The organism is Amycolatopsis sp. NPDC088138, from assembly GCF_044741685.1.
Taxonomy (GTDB): Bacteria; Actinomycetota; Actinomycetes; order Mycobacteriales; family Pseudonocardiaceae; genus Amycolatopsis.
Window position 1 is genome coordinate 63,049 of the sequence record NZ_JBIUTB010000008.1, and the last position, 15,860, is coordinate 78,908.

Annotated in this window: 17 protein-coding genes; 9 read left to right on the forward strand and 8 right to left on the reverse strand. The window is 71.5% G+C overall.

Annotated elements, in window-relative coordinates:
* Positions 1-104: 104 nt before the first annotated feature.
* Complete coding sequence (locus tag ACIOD2_RS41315) at positions 105-3,854, reverse strand: hypothetical protein (protein WP_400550807.1); 3,750 nt, start codon at positions 3,852-3,854, stop codon at positions 105-107.
* Positions 3,855-4,030: 176 nt separating this feature from the next.
* On the opposite strand from ACIOD2_RS41315, the gene ACIOD2_RS41320 reads away from it, so the two are divergent.
* Both ACIOD2_RS41320 and ACIOD2_RS41325 read left to right on the forward strand, forming a co-directional pair.
* Positions 4,031-4,300, forward strand: a complete 270-nt coding sequence (locus ACIOD2_RS41320) for a hypothetical protein (RefSeq protein WP_400550809.1) — start codon at positions 4,031-4,033, stop codon at positions 4,298-4,300.
* Positions 4,301-4,479: 179 nt separating this feature from the next.
* The gene (locus ACIOD2_RS41325) at positions 4,480-5,043 is read left to right on the forward strand and encodes a DUF4328 domain-containing protein (RefSeq protein ID WP_400550811.1); all 564 of its coding nucleotides are present in this window, start codon (positions 4,480-4,482) and stop codon (positions 5,041-5,043) included.
* Here ACIOD2_RS41325 and ACIOD2_RS41330 read toward each other — a convergent pair.
* On the reverse strand, positions 5,010-5,546 hold the full coding sequence (locus ACIOD2_RS41330; RefSeq protein WP_400550813.1) for an EF-hand domain-containing protein: 537 nt from the start codon (positions 5,544-5,546) through the stop codon (positions 5,010-5,012). The two genes, ACIOD2_RS41325 and ACIOD2_RS41330, sit on opposite strands and share 34 nt — an antisense overlap.
* A gap of 406 nt (positions 5,547-5,952) precedes the next feature.
* Here ACIOD2_RS41330 and ACIOD2_RS41335 point away from each other — a divergent pair, with 406 nt between their 5' ends.
* The 5 genes from ACIOD2_RS41335 to ACIOD2_RS41355 all read left to right on the forward strand — a co-directional run bounded on the left by ACIOD2_RS41335 (position 5,953) and on the right by ACIOD2_RS41355 (position 10,305).
* Positions 5,953-6,393, forward strand: coding sequence for an SRPBCC family protein (locus ACIOD2_RS41335; protein ID WP_400550815.1), 441 nt, complete (start codon positions 5,953-5,955; stop codon positions 6,391-6,393).
* Positions 6,394-6,426: 33 nt separating this feature from the next.
* The gene (locus ACIOD2_RS41340; protein WP_400550817.1) at positions 6,427-7,215 is read left to right on the forward strand and encodes a DUF1295 domain-containing protein; all 789 of its coding nucleotides are present in this window, start codon (positions 6,427-6,429) and stop codon (positions 7,213-7,215) included.
* A gap of 251 nt (positions 7,216-7,466) precedes the next feature.
* The gene (locus ACIOD2_RS41345) at positions 7,467-9,497 is read left to right on the forward strand and encodes a catalase (protein ID WP_400551609.1); all 2,031 of its coding nucleotides are present in this window, start codon (positions 7,467-7,469) and stop codon (positions 9,495-9,497) included.
* 12 nt (positions 9,498-9,509) lie between these two features.
* The gene (locus tag ACIOD2_RS41350) at positions 9,510-9,920 is read left to right on the forward strand and encodes an ankyrin repeat domain-containing protein (RefSeq protein ID WP_400550819.1); all 411 of its coding nucleotides are present in this window, start codon (positions 9,510-9,512) and stop codon (positions 9,918-9,920) included.
* A gap of 64 nt (positions 9,921-9,984) precedes the next feature.
* The gene (locus tag ACIOD2_RS41355) at positions 9,985-10,305 is read left to right on the forward strand and encodes a hypothetical protein (protein ID WP_400550821.1); all 321 of its coding nucleotides are present in this window, start codon (positions 9,985-9,987) and stop codon (positions 10,303-10,305) included.
* 12 nt (positions 10,306-10,317) lie between these two features.
* On the opposite strand, the gene ACIOD2_RS41360 is transcribed toward ACIOD2_RS41355, so the two are convergent.
* From ACIOD2_RS41360 to ACIOD2_RS41375, 4 genes are read right to left on the reverse strand one after another with little or no spacing between them, the layout of a single operon-like run.
* Positions 10,318-10,602 (reverse strand): hypothetical protein, encoded by a 285-nt coding sequence (locus ACIOD2_RS41360; protein WP_400550823.1) that lies wholly within the window; start codon positions 10,600-10,602, stop codon positions 10,318-10,320.
* Positions 10,599-11,312 carry a hypothetical protein gene (locus ACIOD2_RS41365; RefSeq protein WP_400550825.1) on the reverse strand — a complete coding sequence of 238 codons (714 nt, stop codon included), beginning with the start codon at positions 11,310-11,312 and terminating at the stop codon, positions 10,599-10,601. The genes ACIOD2_RS41360 and ACIOD2_RS41365 overlap by 4 nt, the downstream gene beginning before the upstream one ends.
* Positions 11,309-11,647, reverse strand: a complete 339-nt coding sequence (locus tag ACIOD2_RS41370; protein ID WP_400550827.1) for a PadR family transcriptional regulator — start codon at positions 11,645-11,647, stop codon at positions 11,309-11,311. The genes ACIOD2_RS41365 and ACIOD2_RS41370 overlap by 4 nt, the downstream gene beginning before the upstream one ends.
* A gap of 50 nt (positions 11,648-11,697) precedes the next feature.
* Complete coding sequence (locus ACIOD2_RS41375; RefSeq protein WP_400550829.1) at positions 11,698-12,105, reverse strand: nuclear transport factor 2 family protein; 408 nt, start codon at positions 12,103-12,105, stop codon at positions 11,698-11,700.
* A gap of 86 nt (positions 12,106-12,191) precedes the next feature.
* On the opposite strand from ACIOD2_RS41375, the gene ACIOD2_RS41380 reads away from it, so the two are divergent.
* A complete protein-coding gene (locus ACIOD2_RS41380) occupies positions 12,192-12,746 on the forward strand; it encodes a TetR family transcriptional regulator (RefSeq protein WP_400550831.1) in 555 nt (184 codons plus the stop codon).
* Position 12,747: 1 nt separating this feature from the next.
* Here ACIOD2_RS41380 and ACIOD2_RS41385 read toward each other — a convergent pair whose 3' ends face one another.
* Positions 12,748-13,425 (reverse strand): ubiquinol-cytochrome c reductase iron-sulfur subunit, encoded by a 678-nt coding sequence (locus ACIOD2_RS41385; RefSeq protein ID WP_400550833.1) that lies wholly within the window; start codon positions 13,423-13,425, stop codon positions 12,748-12,750.
* Positions 13,422-14,003: an RNA polymerase sigma factor gene (locus tag ACIOD2_RS41390; RefSeq protein ID WP_400550835.1), complete on the reverse strand. Its 582-nt coding sequence runs from the start codon at positions 14,001-14,003 to the stop codon at positions 13,422-13,424. Before ACIOD2_RS41390 ends, ACIOD2_RS41385 begins: the two co-directional genes overlap by 4 nt.
* Before the next feature lie 127 nt (positions 14,004-14,130).
* Here ACIOD2_RS41390 and ACIOD2_RS41395 point away from each other — a divergent pair, with 127 nt between their 5' ends.
* Positions 14,131-15,360 (forward strand): vanadium-dependent haloperoxidase, encoded by a 1,230-nt coding sequence (locus ACIOD2_RS41395; RefSeq protein ID WP_400550837.1) that lies wholly within the window; start codon positions 14,131-14,133, stop codon positions 15,358-15,360.
* Positions 15,361-15,860 lie beyond the last annotated feature (500 nt).

The following is a 15,860-nucleotide window of genomic DNA, read 5'->3' on the forward strand; positions in this document are numbered from 1 at the left end:
ACACGCGCGAGACGGCGGAAAGGTTGACTCGCTCGCGTCAGGATCAGGAGCACGAGATGCTAGCGGCACGGGGGCTGGAAATCGGTGTCCGGGATGTAGCGCATCTAGTCCTTTTCGCTGAGCCGGGGATAGGCGGTGTGGCAGATCCGCTCGGCGACACGCTCCGGGTCGGTTTCCCAGAGCCGGATCGTCTTGTCGTCGCTGGAAGTGACGACGGTGCGGCCATCCGGGCTGAAGGCGATTCCACTGATCGGGCCGCTGTGGCCGGTGAGCGCGCCGAGCAGGCGCGGCGCGCCGGGATCATCCGTGGCCCAGAGGCGGATCGTGCCGTCGTTGCCACCGGTGGCGAGCAGTCGGCCGTCAGCACTGAAGGCCAGGTTGCTGATGTCCCCCTTGTGACCGGTCAGCGTCGCGATCGGGTGGGGGTCGGTGAGCGACCAGAGCTGGGCCGTGCCGTCGGCTCCGGCGAAGGCGAGCAGGTCACCGGGTCCTGCGGCGACGGCGCCGCCTTGCCCGGACAACGTCGGTCCCTGCTTCGGGAGGTGGGGATCGGTCACGTCCCAGAGCGACACCACACCGACGTGGGTGGCGATCGCCAGGGTCGTGCCGTGGTTCGCGAAGGCGCGGGACGTGATCACCCCGCCGGTGTTCGGGAGGACGCCGAGCCGCGACGGGTGGTCGACGTCGGTGACGTTCCAGAGCTGGGTCCGGTCGGAGACGAGTCCGGCCAGTCCGGCCTCGGGGTCCGTGTCGAGGTCCGGGTCGAGCAGCAACGGGTCGTCCTCGAGTGCTTCCATCGGGAAGTCCGTGGCCAGCAGCTGCCCGTCCGCGCTGAAGGTCGTGCCCAGGCCGGTGCCGGTGAGCACGGCGGCCTGGCGTGGCGGCCGGGTGGTCATGTCCCACAGGTACGTGCTACCCGACATGCCCTGGACCGCTGCGGTCCGCCCGTCCTGGCTCCGTGTCACCCCGGCGACGTCGGTCTTCGGTGGCATCGGCAGCGACCCGGCGGCCGCCGCCGGGTGGGCGGAGTCGGAGACGTCCCAGAACTTGACGTTCTTCGCGTCGGCGCCGGCGATGAGCGTTTCGCCGGAGAACTCCACTGACGGCATCTCGCCGCGCATGCCGTCCAAGGTGAACCCGGCGAGGTCGACCAGGCGGACTTCGTCGCCCGCGATGACCGCCCATCGGCCGTCCCGGCTGAACGACACCGAATCCACGAGTCCTTCGTTGAACTTCAGCACGCGGACCTCGCGCGGGTGTGCCAGGTCTCCGATGTCCCACAGGCGCGGCTCTTCGGCCTGTGACCAGGTGATCAGCGAGTGCCCGTCCGGGCCGAACGCCGCGGTGCCGCCCTTGCCCGGCAGGAGCGTCAACTCCTTGCGGTGCACCGGATCGCTGATGTCCCAGAGCCGGATGGCCTCGCCGTTGCCGGTGGCGAGCGTCTTGCCGTCCACACTGATCGCGACGCTCTTCAGCTGCTCGGGATCGGCCGCCGGCGCCTCCAGCGGGCGTGGGCCGGCCGGGTCCGAGACGTCCCAGAGCAAGGCGCCACCGGCTGCCGGTGCGACCGCGAGCAGCCGGCGGTCGGGACTGAAGACCGGCAGCCCGTTGCCGGGGATCGACGCGAGTCGCACCGGCTTGCGCGGATCGGCGACGTTCCACAACGTGACCTGGTCACCCGCTCCGAACAAGCCGGTGTTCCGGGTCGTGAGGATCGAGCCGGTCCAGGTGACTCCCTCGCCGTCGACCGTCGCCACCAGCGCGGGGTCGGCCGGATCGGCGATCGTCCACAGCTGGGTTCGCCCGGACAGATCGCCGACGGTGGCGAGGAACCTGCCGTCCGGGCTGATGGCGAGGCTCGCCACTCCGTCTTCCTGGCCGATCTTGGCCAGTTCCCGCGGGTGCTCGGGCGACGAGAAGTCCCAGAGCCGCGCGGTCTTGTCCTCGCTCCCGGTCGCCAGCAGCCTGCCGTCCGCGCTCACCGCCGTGGTGACCACGGGCCCGCCGTGCCCGTCGAGGCGCCCGGCGTACGGCGTGGAGAACGCGCTCAGCAGCGAGCCGGCGGTGTCCGCGTTGGCCGCCAGGCGGTAGGCGGAAAGCCGCAGCTGGGCCGCCAGCACCGGATCGGTGGACTGCAGCGAATCGGCCCGGCTGACGATGTTCAGCGCGACGGCGACATTGCGCTGGTCCGCCGCGGTTCGCTGGGCTTTCAAGGCGACCACGGTGGTGGTGGCCGCGACCAGGACGAGAACGCAGAGCACGGCGATGATCTGCCGGGACCGCCGGAGCCTGCGGCGATCCGCCGCGGAGCTCAGGTCCAGGAAGGCTCGTTCGGCGGGCGTTGCCGCCTGCTCGTTGCCCGCCAGCCAATCACGCGCGGCCTGGAGGCGGATGCCGCGGTACAAGGCCTCCTTGTCGCGGCCCAGCCGTTGCCAGTCGAGTGCGGCTTCGGTGAGCTGACGGTGGACGCGCAGCCCTTCGCGGTCTTCGCCGAGCCAGTCCCGCAGTCTCGGCCAATGCCGGATCAGTGCTTCGTGCGCCAGTTCGACGCCGTGCCTTCCGACGGTCAGCAACCGGGCACGCACGAACCGGTCCAGCACGACGCCACTGGCCGGGCCGAGACTCTCGAGTTCGTTCGGCCGCAGCCTGCGCCTGCTGTCCTCGGTGCTGTCGCCCACCACGACGAGCCGGAGGAACAGGTTCCTGGCCGCTGCCCGCTGTGTCTCGTCGAGCCCGGCGTAGACGTCCTCCGCGCTGCGGGCCAGCGCGTGCTGGATACCACCGGATTTCTCGTACCCGGCGAGCGTGAGGGTCATCCCGCTGCGCCGCCGCCAGGTCTCCAGCAGCGCGTGCGACACCAGCGGCAGCACGGCGGGCTGCCCGGCGGTGTCGGCGATCACCCTCGACACGAGCGCCGACTCGACGCTGAGATCCGCGGCCGCGGCCGGCCGCACCACCGCCTGCCTCAGCTCCTCGGTGGTCATCGCCCCGACCATGACCTGCGCGTCCTTGAGCGCCGCCACCAGCAGCGGGTACTGGCCGCACCGGCCGTAGAAGTCCGCCCGGATGCCGAGCACCACCCGGATGCGGCTGCCGCCGGCCTCGGCGGCGGACACGAGCGCGGCGACGAACCGGTCCCGCTCACCCGGGTCCTCACACTGGGTGAAGGTCTCTTCGAACTGGTCGACCACGAACACCAGATCACCGTCGTCCGGTTCGTTCGCCAACGCCCGCAGGACGTGGGTGTGCAGGTTCTCCGGCGCGGCCTCCAGGTCCGCGCGCACCCTTTCCGCCGGCTCGCCGGACAACGCGGACAAGGCCGCGGCGCACGCTTCGAACGGATGGGCACCCGGTACCAGCACCACCACGGGACGGGGTGCCAGCTTTGCCGCCATCCCCGCCCGCAGCAGCGACGACTTCCCCGTCCCGGACGCACCGAACACGCCGAGGAAACGGCGTTCACCGACCTGTTGGACCAGCTCGGCGACCAGAGCGTCCCGGCCGAAGAACCGTCCCGCGTCCGCGATCTCGAACGCGGCGAGCCCGGCGTAGGGCGCGGTCGTGTCCCCGGCCGTTTCGGGAACGGCGTGCCGTTCCTCGGCGGCTTCACGCCACCGCCGTTCCCATTCCTCGACGTCGCCTTCGCAGGCGCGCACGAACGCCAGTGTCACCGCCAGGCTGGGCAGCCTGCGCCCGCCTGCCGCGTCGGACAGCACCGACGTCGAGTAGTGCGCGCGAGTGCTGAGCTCCCGGTAAGTCGGTTTGCCCGCTTTGTCCCGCAGCCGGCGCAGCCCTGCAGCGAACTGCGTGAGCTTGTCGTCGCTTTCGGCCAGCGGTCGTTCTTGGCGCGGCATCGGCCCCCCACCCCTCCCCAAGGTCGGTTGCTCATTGTCTTGACGTTGTTGTCCGGCGTCCAGCCCCCGGCGCCGGACAACCCCGCCGCACTACACCGAGGGCAGCGCCTTGATCCCGAGGGGGGACCAAGGCGCTGCCGGGCGGGCCGCCCGGTCCGTCGGAAGGGAACGGTGTGATGCGACGCGCTGCTCGACTGGGAGTGTCCTCGGTCCTGATCGCGGCCATCGCCGCGACGACGACTGGTGTCGCGTCGGCCGGCTCGGTGTTCCCCCTGGAGCAGGTCGTGGGGCGGAGCACCATCGTGGTTCAGGTCTTCCATCGCCAGGTGGTGATGTCTACGCCGGGTGGCACGAAGCCGGTGATCATCATCGTGACCGGGACGATCGGGAAGATCTCGTACTCGGCGGGCTGCTCCGTCAGGGCCACCCGGTGCGTCGACAGCTAGATCCGGGGGCGGGTAAAGATCGCTTGACACGCATCGCGGCACTTGCTTTTCTCATGATTCACGCAATGGACTGGGGAGGACCCATGCAGCCACACTTCTACGCGCCCGTTCCGGAGAGACCGATTCAGCGAGTCCGGCCGCTCGCCGGATGGCAGAGCGCGTCCGCGATCCTGATCATCGTGACCACCGCGGTCGGCCTCGCGGACGTCGCGGGCGAGTGGGGTGCCTTCTCCGATTCCGTCTGGATGGCCGTGGACTGGACCTACATCGGGATCCAGGCCGTCACCGGGATCGTCTTCGTGCGGTGGCTGTGGCTCGCCCGCACCAATGCCGAGGTGATCGAACTCGCCCGGCACCGGCACTCGCCCATGTGGGTCGTGCTCGGCTGGATCGTGCCGATCGTCAGCTTCTGGTTCCCGCAGATGGTCGTCCGGGACGTCTGGAACGCCAGCAACCCCCAGCGGCCGCGCGGTGCGGGGATGCTGTACCCGACACCAGGCGGCGAGCTGATCTCCTGGTGGTGGGCCGCCTTCCTCGTGAACCAGGTGCTGTCCACGATCGGCGCTCGCCTCACCGAGGATGCGGCGGTCATGCGCGACGTCGACACCGTCGCGGCCGTGGCCCAGGTCGCTGCCGCCGTGCTGGTCATCAAGATCGGCGCCCGGATCACCGCCTGGCAGACGCCACCCCAGGTCCACGCCGGGCCGGTTCAGCCGAGCAGGGGGATGTCCGAGCGTCCGTAGTGGAATTCGCGGACGGCGATGACGAGCTCGTCGACCGAGAGGCGGCCGTCGCCGTCGAGGTCGATGCGGTCGAACGCCGCGTCGGAGTCGGCGTTGCTCAGGCCCACCGCCGGGCCGAGCCAGCGCCGCAGCTCGACCTTGCCGACGTAGCCGTCGCGGTCGGTGTCGCACAGGTCGGCGATGGCCGCGATGGTCGGGCGGAGCAGGTCTTCGAACCCGCTGTCGCCGTGGTGGTACATCAGTTCGCGGTTGGCGGACAGGTACTGCTCGCGGGTCATGGCGCCGTTGGGCCCGACACCGGCGGCTTCGGCCTGGCGCTGGTACATCGCGAGCAGGGCGTCGCGGACGGCGCGGCCGCGGTCGCTGGTCGTGGTCTCGCCGAAGGCCTCGACGATGCGGCGGGCCTCGGCGTCGTAGTCGGTGCGGTCGATGCGGCCGTCACCGTCGGCGTCCCACTTCTCGAAGCGCTGGACGTCGTGCTCGGTCCTCAGGGCGGTGGTCATGGCTACGAACCTAGGACCGGTGCCCGGTATCGGACAGTCGCACGAACAGCTGACCGGATCACCGGTCGTGGTCCTCCGGCGGGGCCCGGCGGGTCACCCACGGTGAGGCCGTGAACGATCTCGAAGACAACTGCAACAGATCGCCCGGGCAGCGGCATCTTAAGAGATGTGCAGTTCGAAGAGTTCTCGCGTGAGCAGCTGCCCGGGCTGGTGCGGTTCGCCGCGGTGCTGACCGGGGAATTCCGTACAGCTCAACCGCTGATTCCGCCTACCCATTCCGCCCCGCGGCAAACGCTTTCGGAGGTACACCTTTCAGATCGGTTCTCACCCGCGCAAGGGGTTTCCGGCACCGGCAGCGGGGTAGCCGGAGGGCCCGACCACCACGCGGCGCCGAAGGATTCCTCCCATGACCACCACCGTCTCCCGCACGTTCACCGTCGAGCCCGCGCCCGAGGTCGTCGTCGCCTACCTGGCCGACTTCGGGCACGCCGAGGAGTGGGACCCGGGTACCGAGCGCTGCACCCGCAACGACAGCGGCCCGGTCCGGGTCGGCTCGTCGTGGCACAACACGTCGAAGATCGCCGGTGTGAGCACCGAGCTGACCTACACCCTCGAGCAGCTCGCGGACGACCGCGTCGTGCTGGTGGGCCGCAACGACACCGCGACCTCCACCGAGACCATCGAGGTCACCGCCGGCGGCACCGGGTCGAGCGTCACCTACACGAACGAGCTGCAGTTCAACGGACTGGCCAAGGTCGCGGCGCCGCTGGGCAAGGTGGTCTTCGAGAAGCTCGGCAACGACACGGAACGGCAGCTGACCGAGGTGCTGAACGGCCTGGCCCGCTAGGTGCCGTCCACGAGGTCGAAGCGGCGCCGGACGGTGGACACGGCGAACCTGCGGCGGGTGGCCGGGCTGTCGGCCGCGGTCGTGACCGCGGCGCAGTCCGCCACCGCGGTCGTGGCGCTCCGGAAGGGACGTCGTGACTACGCTGACGCCGTCTGGGGCCCCGGCCTGGCCGCCGTCGCCGTCGTGAGCGCGCTGGCCGGCCGCGGTGACGCCCGGCGGCGCTGGGCGCTGGCGGCCGCCACCGTCGCGTGGGCCGCCCGGCTCGAGCGTCAGATGCTCGGCCGCCTGCGCGGCAGTGACGAAGAGGACCCGCGCTACACCGAATTCCTGGACGGTGCCTCGACGCCCGCGGTCGTGGGCAAGGTCTTCGTCACCCAAGGGCTGAGCCAGCTGCTCGTCTCGCTCCCGGTGCAGCTGGCCGCGGCCAGCGCCCTTCCGCGTGGCGGACGCCGGTGGCTGGCCCCGGCGGGGCTGGCCGTGATGGCCGGCGGGGCCGTGGTCGAGGCCCTGGCCGACCACCAGAAGTCCGGGTACACCAAGCGGGACGAGGACGACCGGCCGGACGTGCTCGACACCGGCCTGTGGGGCTGGTCGCGGCACCCGAACTACTTCGGCGACTCACTGGTGTGGGACGGCGCGTGGCTCGCCGCGGCCGCTTCGGCACCCGGGCTGTGGACGCTGCCGGCGCCGGCGTTGATGAGCTACCTCCTGATGTTCGCCACGGGCGCCAAGCGCACCGAGAAACGCATGCAGGACCGGCCCGGCTACCGCGATTACCAGAAGCGCGTGGCCTTCTTCTTTCCCCGGCCACCGTCGAACTAACGCTTTTCCGTCATCAGGAGGACTTTGTGGCCCCGAAAACCCCCGGCAAGCTCGTCAAAGCCGCACTCGAAAAGGCGGTGGAAAAGGTCACCGAGCTGACGAACCCGCCGATTCCCGGTGCGCCCGGCAGCGCACCGCCGTCCCTCGAAGAACCGGTCGACCCGCGTCCGCCGCTGCCACCGAAACCGGACCAGGACGGGCCGGAGACGGTGACCCCGACGGGTGCGCCGACCGGTGCCCCGAAAACGTCGATGGCACAGCAGGGTGAGTACCTCACCACGACGGCCGGTGCCCGGCTGCCCGACACCGACCATTCCCTGAAAGCGGGGGACCGGGGCCCGACGCTGCTGCAGGACCACCACCTGCGCGAGAAGATCATGCACTTCGACCACGAGCGCATCCCGGAGCGGGTCGTGCACGCGCGCGGCTACGGCGCGCACGGCGTGTTCGTCGGGTACGGCGCGGCCTCGGACGTCTGCCGGGCCGGCTTCCTGGCCCGCGGCGTCGAGACGCCCGTGTTCGTGCGGTTCTCCACGGTCGTCGGGTCGCGCGGGTCGGCCGACGCCGTCCGCGACACCCGGGGGTTCGCGACGAAGTTCTACACCCAGGAAGGCAACTTCGACCTGGTGGGCAACAACATCCCGGTCTTCTTCATCCAGGACGGGATCAAGTTCCCCGACGTCATCCACGCGGCCAAGCCGCACCCGGACCGGGAGATCCCGCAGGCGCAGAGCGCGCACGACACGTTCTGGGACTTCGTCTCGACCCACACCGAAGCCACCCACCACGTGCTGTGGCAGATGTCCGACCGCGCGGTTCCCCGCTCCTACCGGACGATGGAGGGCTTCGGGGTGCACACCTTCCGGCTGGTCAACGCCGAGGGGGAGTCCGCGCTCGCGAAGTTCCACTGGAAGCCGAAGCTGGGCGTGCACTCCCTGGTCTGGGAGGAGGCGCAGCTGCTCAACGGCGTCGACCCGGACTTCCACCGGCGCGACCTCGCCGACGCCATCGAGTCCGGCGCGTTCCCGCAGTGGGAGCTCGGTGTACAGATCTTCCCGGACACCCCGAGGCAGACCTTCGAGGGCATCGACCTGCTGGACCCGACGAAGATGGTGCCGGAGGAGCTCGCGCCGGTGCAGCCGGTGGGGATGCTGACGCTCAACCGCAACACCACGAACTACTTCGCCGAGACGGAGCAGGTCGCGTTCCACGTCGGGAACCTGGTGCCCGGCATCGACGTCACCGACGATCCGCTGCTGCAGGCGCGGCTCTTCTCCTACCTGGACACGCAGTTGACGAGGCTCGCGGGCCCCAACTTCAACCAGATCCCCGTCAACCGCCCGCACGTGCCGGTCAACGACCTGACCCGCGACGGCTTCCACCAGCAGGCGATCCACGGCGGCGTGGCCCCGTACAAGCCGAACACCCTCGACGGCGGCAACCCGTTCGAGGCCGGGCCCGACGACCGGGCCTTCGTCGAGGTGGCGCAGCCGCTGCCGAAGTCCGCGAAGGTCCGGGAGTCACCGGTGTCGTTCGCCGACCACTACACGCAGCCGCGGCTGTTCTGGCTGAGCCTGTCGCCGGTCGAGAAGCAGCACGTGGTGCTGGCGTTCACCTTCGAGCTCGGCAAGTGCTACGAGCAGGCGATCAAGGAACGCGAGCTGCTCGTGCTGGCCAATGTGGACCGTGAGCTGTGCCGGTTGGTGGCGCTGGGTCTCGGTCTTCCCGCCCCGGCCGTTCCCGGGCGGCAGAAGAGGGTCACGCCGAGCCCCGCGCTGTCGCAGATCGGCGGGACGTGGCCGACCGACGGGCGCATCATCGGCATCGTGGTCGACCCGGCCGACCTCGACGGGGTGCGCACGGTCCGCGAGACCATCCTGGCCGAGGGCATGGTGCCGCTGCTGATCGCGCCGACCGGCGGGCCGCTGGACGCCGAGAGCGGCTTGGTCGCCCAGCGCACGTTCCTCACCGCTCGCTCGGTCGAGTTCGACGCCCTGCTGCTCGCGGGCAGCCCGCCGCCCGGTGCGGACGTGCTGCCCGTCGAGGGGCCCGAAGCCGGCGCCGACGTCGATCCGCGCGTGGTCCTCATGATCCAGGAGTGCTTCCGCCACGCGAAGGTCATCGGCGCCTGGGGGAGCGGCCGCACCGCTCTCGAGGCGGCCGGCTGCGCGAGCGGACCGGGGATCGTCCTCGAGGACGATCCGGCGAGGGCACTCACGAAGACGACGAAGCTGCTCGGCGCCCACCGCGTGTGGGAGCGGTTCCCCGTGTCGGCCTCCTGAGAAGGGCCGGTCGTGACCGTAGCACTCACCGAAGAGGAGCTCGACTACCTCCGCTCGCTGTTCGACCTCGCCCGCACCGGCGACACCGGACGGCTGGCGGAGGTGATCGACGCCGGGATCCCGGTGAACCTCACCACCGCGACCGGCGACTCCCTGCTCATGCTCGCCGCGTACCACGACCACCCGGACACGGTCCGGGCGTTGCTGGCCCGGGGCGCCGACACGGCCCGGGTCAACGACCGGGGCCAGACCGCGCTCGGGGCGGCGGTGTTCCGCCGCTCCGAGCCGGGCGTCACCTGCCTCCTGGCCGCCGGTGCGGACCCCGCCCTCGGCCCGCGTTCCGCGCTCGACATCGCCCGGTTCTTCGAGCTGCCGCGGATGCTGCAGCTGCTCGAAGGCCCGGGCGGAAATCCGGATGTATGAGAGCGGGCCGGGCGGGGTACCAGGGCCGCACACGTACTCGTGGCAGGAACCGAGGAGGGATCGCATGGTGCCGGGTGACAGGGTGATGGCCGGGACGAGGGACTGGCTGGACACCGCCGAAGTCCGCCACGACCTCGACCTCATTCTCGTGCAGCTGTCGAAGCGGCAGGCGCGCCTCCTCCGGCGCCTGTCGGCACCGGGCCCGCACCCGGTGACCCGGGCCGAGCTCGAGGAGATCGGCGCGGTGAACTGGCTGGCGGAGGCGTTCTGGTTCCGGCTTCCGCTGGTGCGGACCAGCGGCGGCAACGCGATGATGCCCGAGGAAGTCCGGAGCTTGGTCGTGTCCCTGATGGACTCCCGGCCGGGCGCGGTGCCCGCGGCCTGACCGGCGGACAGGTCAGCGGCGTCGCCTGAGTGCGGCCGTCCCGAGGGACACCGCCCCGACGCCCGTGGCCGTCACGGCCGGCCAGATGCCGAACAGGTGGATCAGCACGACGGTGGCGGCGACCACGACGAGCACGGCCAGCATCGTGGCGAACGCGACGAGCAGGACGCGTCTCACCGTGGCGCTGTCGTCGCGCCGCGCGGTCTCCACGAGGAGGAACGCGAACCGCCAGGCGGCCGGATCCTCGCGCAGGGCCCCGGGTGGTACCTGCCTGACGGGCGGGCGCCGGGACGTCACGAATCCCTCCGGGTCGCGCGGCTGTCGACCCGCACCGTCACGATCCGGTGCCTGCCGCGCGGTGGGATCGACGACCGCGCCGCCGGATAGGCCAGGACCCGCTCGCCCCGCAGGAAGTCGTACGCCAGGCCCGGATCGGGTCGCGTGATCTCGGCGACGAACCGCTCGTGGTGCGGCAGCTCGCGCAGCCGCACCGTCCGTCGCCGCACCACGTCCCCGTGGCGCTCCTCGACGACGCAGCGGCAGCACCACAGCCGCAGCGCCTGACCGCGGTCGACGCGCAGGGCGAGGAAGATCACTGTGCCGGCCGAACCCAGGACCACTTCGGCGCAGCGCAATCCGCCGTAGGACAACCGGCCGAGCAGGCGGCGCGGGGCGAGCGACCGCCGCGTTTCGGCGTCGAAGCACCAGCTCACCGCGAGCTGCCGGGGAAAGGTGCCGACCAGGTTGAGCAGGTGCCGTCGTTTCTCGCGGCCCTTCAGGTCGTACAGGTAACCGACGTGGCTGGCGAACCAGGCCGGCCCTTCCGCGGGCGGCAGCAGCGTGCTGATCAGGGCCAGGCACCAGTAGCGGTTGATGTCCGCCTCGGTGACCCTGAGCAGGGACAGGTCGAGCCGGGATGCGCTCAGCCGCCGTCGCCGGCCGGCCAGGAACAGCACGAGCAGCGGAGTCGCCGCGACGGCGGCGAAGACCAGCGGCAGGCCGGTCATGCCTGGCCTCTGGCTTCCTTGGGGAGGGAGCCGAGCAGGTTGGTCAGGGAGCCGCTCCGGCTCTCCGCCGCGGCGAGTTCGCGAAGCCCGTCTCGCACGCCCTCGCCGGTGAGGGCGTAGTACCGCCGCGCCGGCCGCGCCTCGTCCGACGGATCCACGCGCTCCCACCGGCTCGTCAGCCAGCCGGCGCGTTCCAGGCGCTGCAGGATCGGGTAGACCGTGCCCGGCCCCAGCCCGGTCGCCCGGATCAGGTCGAGTCCGTAGAGCTCGCTCTCCGGCACTTGGAGGAGTGCGTGGAGGACGAGACGCGTCTGGAGCGTCATGCGGACGGCCATGTCGTGAACGATAGCACTCGTTCTCGATATAGGGGTACCCGCCGTTGTGACTAAGCGCTGGCCAGGGTTTCCGCCAGTACCAACGGGTTGAGGTAGTCGCGGTACGAGACGACCAGGCCGTCCCGGATCCGGATCACGGCGATGATCGTCTGGTGGAAGGGTGCGCCCGTGGGGACGACCGTGCCGTGGACGTCGTACTCGACGATCACGACCTCCGGGTCGGTGGTCTCGTGGATCACCGTGTTGCGGTACTCGTCGAACTTGACGAGGCCTTTCGCTTGCGCCGTAAGGAATTCGCGGATCTGTTCGCGGCCCTCCAGGCGGTCCGGGACGCCGGCCGGGTGGTACGGCCACTCGATGTACCCGTCCGGGGCGATCAGGCCGACGAACGTGTCGGTGTCCATTTCGAGGCCCGCGCGCAGGACTTGCTCGACGACTTCGCGTGACGTGGCGGTCATGGTTGCTCCCAGTTCGTTGAACGCTCGTTGATTGAACGACTGTAGAACGAACTGGTCCGCCGGGTCAACACCCGTAGAATGAACGGGTGACCCGAGCAGAGCAGCGCCGCCAGAGCGAGGAGCGGATCCTCGCCGCGGCCCGCAGGATCTTCGCCGAGCTCGGCTACGACCGGACCACGATCCGGGCCGTCGCGGCGGCCGCCGGGGTCGACGGCGGCCTGGTCATGCACTACTTCGGCAGCAAGGACCTGCTCTTCGCGCGCGCCTCCGAGATCCCCGCGGACGAGCTGCCCGGCGGCACGGCCGACGAGGTCGCCGAGGCGCTGCTCACGTCGCTGGGCCGGCGACTCACCGACGAGCCGACCGCGTCACTGGCGGTGCTGCGCTCGATGCTCACGAACGCCGACGCCGCCGATCGCTACCGGGCCGCGGGGGAGCCGCAGCTCAACCAGCTCACCGAGGCGATCCCGTCGTCCGACGCCGACCTGCGCGCGAGCCTGCTCAGCGCGATCGTCCACGGCGTGATCGCCGAGCGCTACCTGCTGCGCCTCACGCACCTCGCGGACGCGTCGCCCGAGCAGATCGTCGACCTGCTGCGGCCGTGCTTCCAGAGCCTGGCCACGCCACCGCCGGAAAAGTAGGTCACGCCCCGGCCGGCGGCACCAGCACCTCGACCACACCACCGGACTCCCGGACGACCAACCGGGGCAGTGCCGCGGGTTTCACCGGGAGCTGGTGGCGCAGCACCGCGCCGTCGACCGCGAACGACGTCCGGTGGCACGGGCAGTTCAGCTGCCGCGCGGGCGCGTCCAGGTTCAGCCGGCAGCCCAGGTGCGTGCAGGTCGCCGACACCGCGAGCACCTGCCCGCCGGAGCGCCGGACGAACCCCGCCACGGCCCCGAAGTCGAACGGCAGCACCGCTCCCTCGGGCAGGTCGTGCGCCGCGACGACGGTGCGCCACTCGCCGCCGTCCGGCCGGAGCGTGGTGTCCGGGGCCGCCGCTGGTTCGGCACCGGACGTCACGAGGTATTCGACGCCCGCGCCCGCCGCGGCCGCCACCGCGGCGGCCGACGAGACCTGGATGAACCGGCGCCGGTTGCCGCCCGGCGCGGGCCGCGCGGGCTCTCCCAGCTCCGCGGCGAGCCGCCGGTGCAGATCGGCGACGAACTCCTCGCCCGCCGCCCCGGAACCCGGGCGGGCGGCGCGCAGCAGCACGGCCGTCCGCAGCTCGGCCTCGTCGCCCGGGCCGGCCGCGAACGGGTGCGGCCGGCGCCGGCGCAGGAGGTCCTTGACGAACCGGCGGACGCCCCGAGTGCTCACGTCTCCATCCCTTCCGCCAGCTGCGCCGCCTGGCGCAAAGCGCGGTGCTGCAGGACTTTCGCGTTGCCGACCGTCGTGCCCAGCTCGGCCGCCGCCTCCTTGAGCGAGCACGCCTGCAGGAACCGCAGCCGCAGGATCCGGCCGTAGCGTTCCGGCAGCTGCGCGAGGATCGCCTCGGCCCGGGCCAGCGTGCCCGGGTCCGGGACGTCGGCCTCGAACGCGGCGATGTCGCGTTCCTCGTCGAGCGTGGTGATCTCCCGGCCGAGCGTGCGCCGCCAGTGGCCGGCGAGCACCGTCCGGGCGGTCGCCAGCAGGTAGGCCCGGACCTCGCCGACGCTCGCCGAGACGCGCAACGGCCGCAACGCGGTCAGGAACACCTCCGTGGTGAGGTCCTCCGCGTCGGGCCGGTTGCCCACCTTCGAGAACATCAGCCGGAAGACGCGGTCGACGTTGTCGCGGTAGACCGCTTCCCAGTCCGGGTAGGCGTCCGCGCCGACCACGTGCAGCCGCGCGGGCGGTGTCCCGTCCGCGTCCTCCCGTTCGGCGCGCCTGCGCCGGAACCGCTGTGCCACCGGCACCGCCCGCCTTCTCCCCGCCGATTCTTTCCTGCTGCCTGAGGGATACGCGCACGGGTTACACCGGCCGGGGGCTGTAACCGCCCACCGTATCCGGGGTGACCACTTCGAAGACCCGAGGAGCGCACCCATGACCACACCGGTGTCCCGCCGCCAACTGCTGCTCGTGACGGGCGGGGCGGCCGCCGCCGTGCTCGCCGCCACCCGGCTCCCGGCCGCCGCGGCCACGACAGCGCCCGTGCGGAGCGGCGGGGACGTCGTCCTGGCCTGGAACCGGGAGCTGCTGGCGATCGTGCGCACGGCCGGCCTGCAGCCCGCGACCGTGCACCCGACCCGGAGTTTCGCGCTGCTGCACGCGGCGATCCACGACGCCGTCGTCGCGACGACCGGGATCGGCCGTCCGTACCTGTTCACCGTCGAGGTCTCGCATCCGGCGTCGGCGGAGGCGGCCGCGGCGCAGGCCGGCCACGACGTCCTGGCCGCGCTCTACCCGACCCGGACCGCGGACTTCGACGCCCTGCTCACCGGGCAGCTGGGCGCGGTCAGGTCGGCGGCGGAGCGCGACGCGGGCGTGCGGGCCGGCCGCCTGGTCGCCCGGCTCCTGCTGGGGCTGCGCGCCGGCGACGGCTCGGCCGCGGTCCCGCCGGTCCTCCCGCCGGGCACGGCACCCGGGCAGTACCGGCCGACGCCGCCCGCGTTCGCGGCCGCGGTGTTCACGCACTGGCCGGCCGTGACGCCGTTCGTGCTCGACCGCGCCGACCGGTTCCGGCCCGGCCCCTACCCCGCGCTGACCGGCGCGCTGGGCGAGGTCGAGGCGTACGGACGGGATGTGAGCACCACCCGCACGGCCGACCAGACCGAGCAGGCGCGGTTCTGGGCGGCGCCGATCTGGAACTACTGGAACGAGATCACGCAGTCGGTCGTAGCCGGTTCGCGCAGCAACCTGGTCGTCGCCGCGCGGGTGTTCGCCCGGCTGAACCTCGCCTTCGCCGACGCGGTCATCGCGTTCTACGAAGCCAAGTACCACTACCGGATCTGGCGGCCCATCACGGCGATCCGCCTCACAGTGCCGGACTGGTCGAGCCTCGCGGTCACCCCGGCCGACCCGTCGTACCCGGGCGCGCACAGCGTGATCTCGCGGGCGGGAGCGCTGGTGCTGCGCCAGGAGTACGGGCCGAACCGCCCGCTCACGGTGACGTCCGAGGCACTGCCGGGCGTGGTCCGGCGATTCGGCTCGTTCGCCGACGTGGCTTCGGAGGCTGGTCTGAGCCGGATCTTCGCGGGTGTGCACACCCGGATCGACCATGAAGCCGGGCAGCAGCTGGGGCTTGACGTCGCGGGTTTCGTGCTGCGCTCGTGATCCGGGCGGGGGAGGGGGCGGAGTTAAGCGCCTTCGCCCACGGCGGTGTGCAGCTCGACCTCGCCGGGTTCGTGTTGCGGTCCAGTTCTCGGGGTTACTCGGTGCGGGCCGGGTGAGTTGGAAGCATGCGCCTTCGCGCGGGGTGGTGTGCAGCTCGACGTCCCCGATCGGCGCGGGTTCGTGCTGCGGTCGCGATCCGGGGTTACTCGGCGCGAACCCGGGGTGAGTTGGAAGCACGCGCCTTCGTGCGGGGCGGTATGCCGCTCGACTTCGCCGGTTTCGTGTCGCGATCCGAGGTTACTCGGCGCGGGTCAGGGTGAGTTGGAAGCAGGCGCCTTTGCGCGGGGCGGTGTGCAACTCGACTTCGCCGGTTTCGTGCTGAGGTCCGGATCGCCGCTTACTCGGCGCGGGTCAGGGTGAGTTGGAAGCAGGCGCCTTCGCGCAAGGTGGTATGCAGCTCGACCTCGCCGGTTTCGTGCTGCGGTCGTGATCGGCGCTCA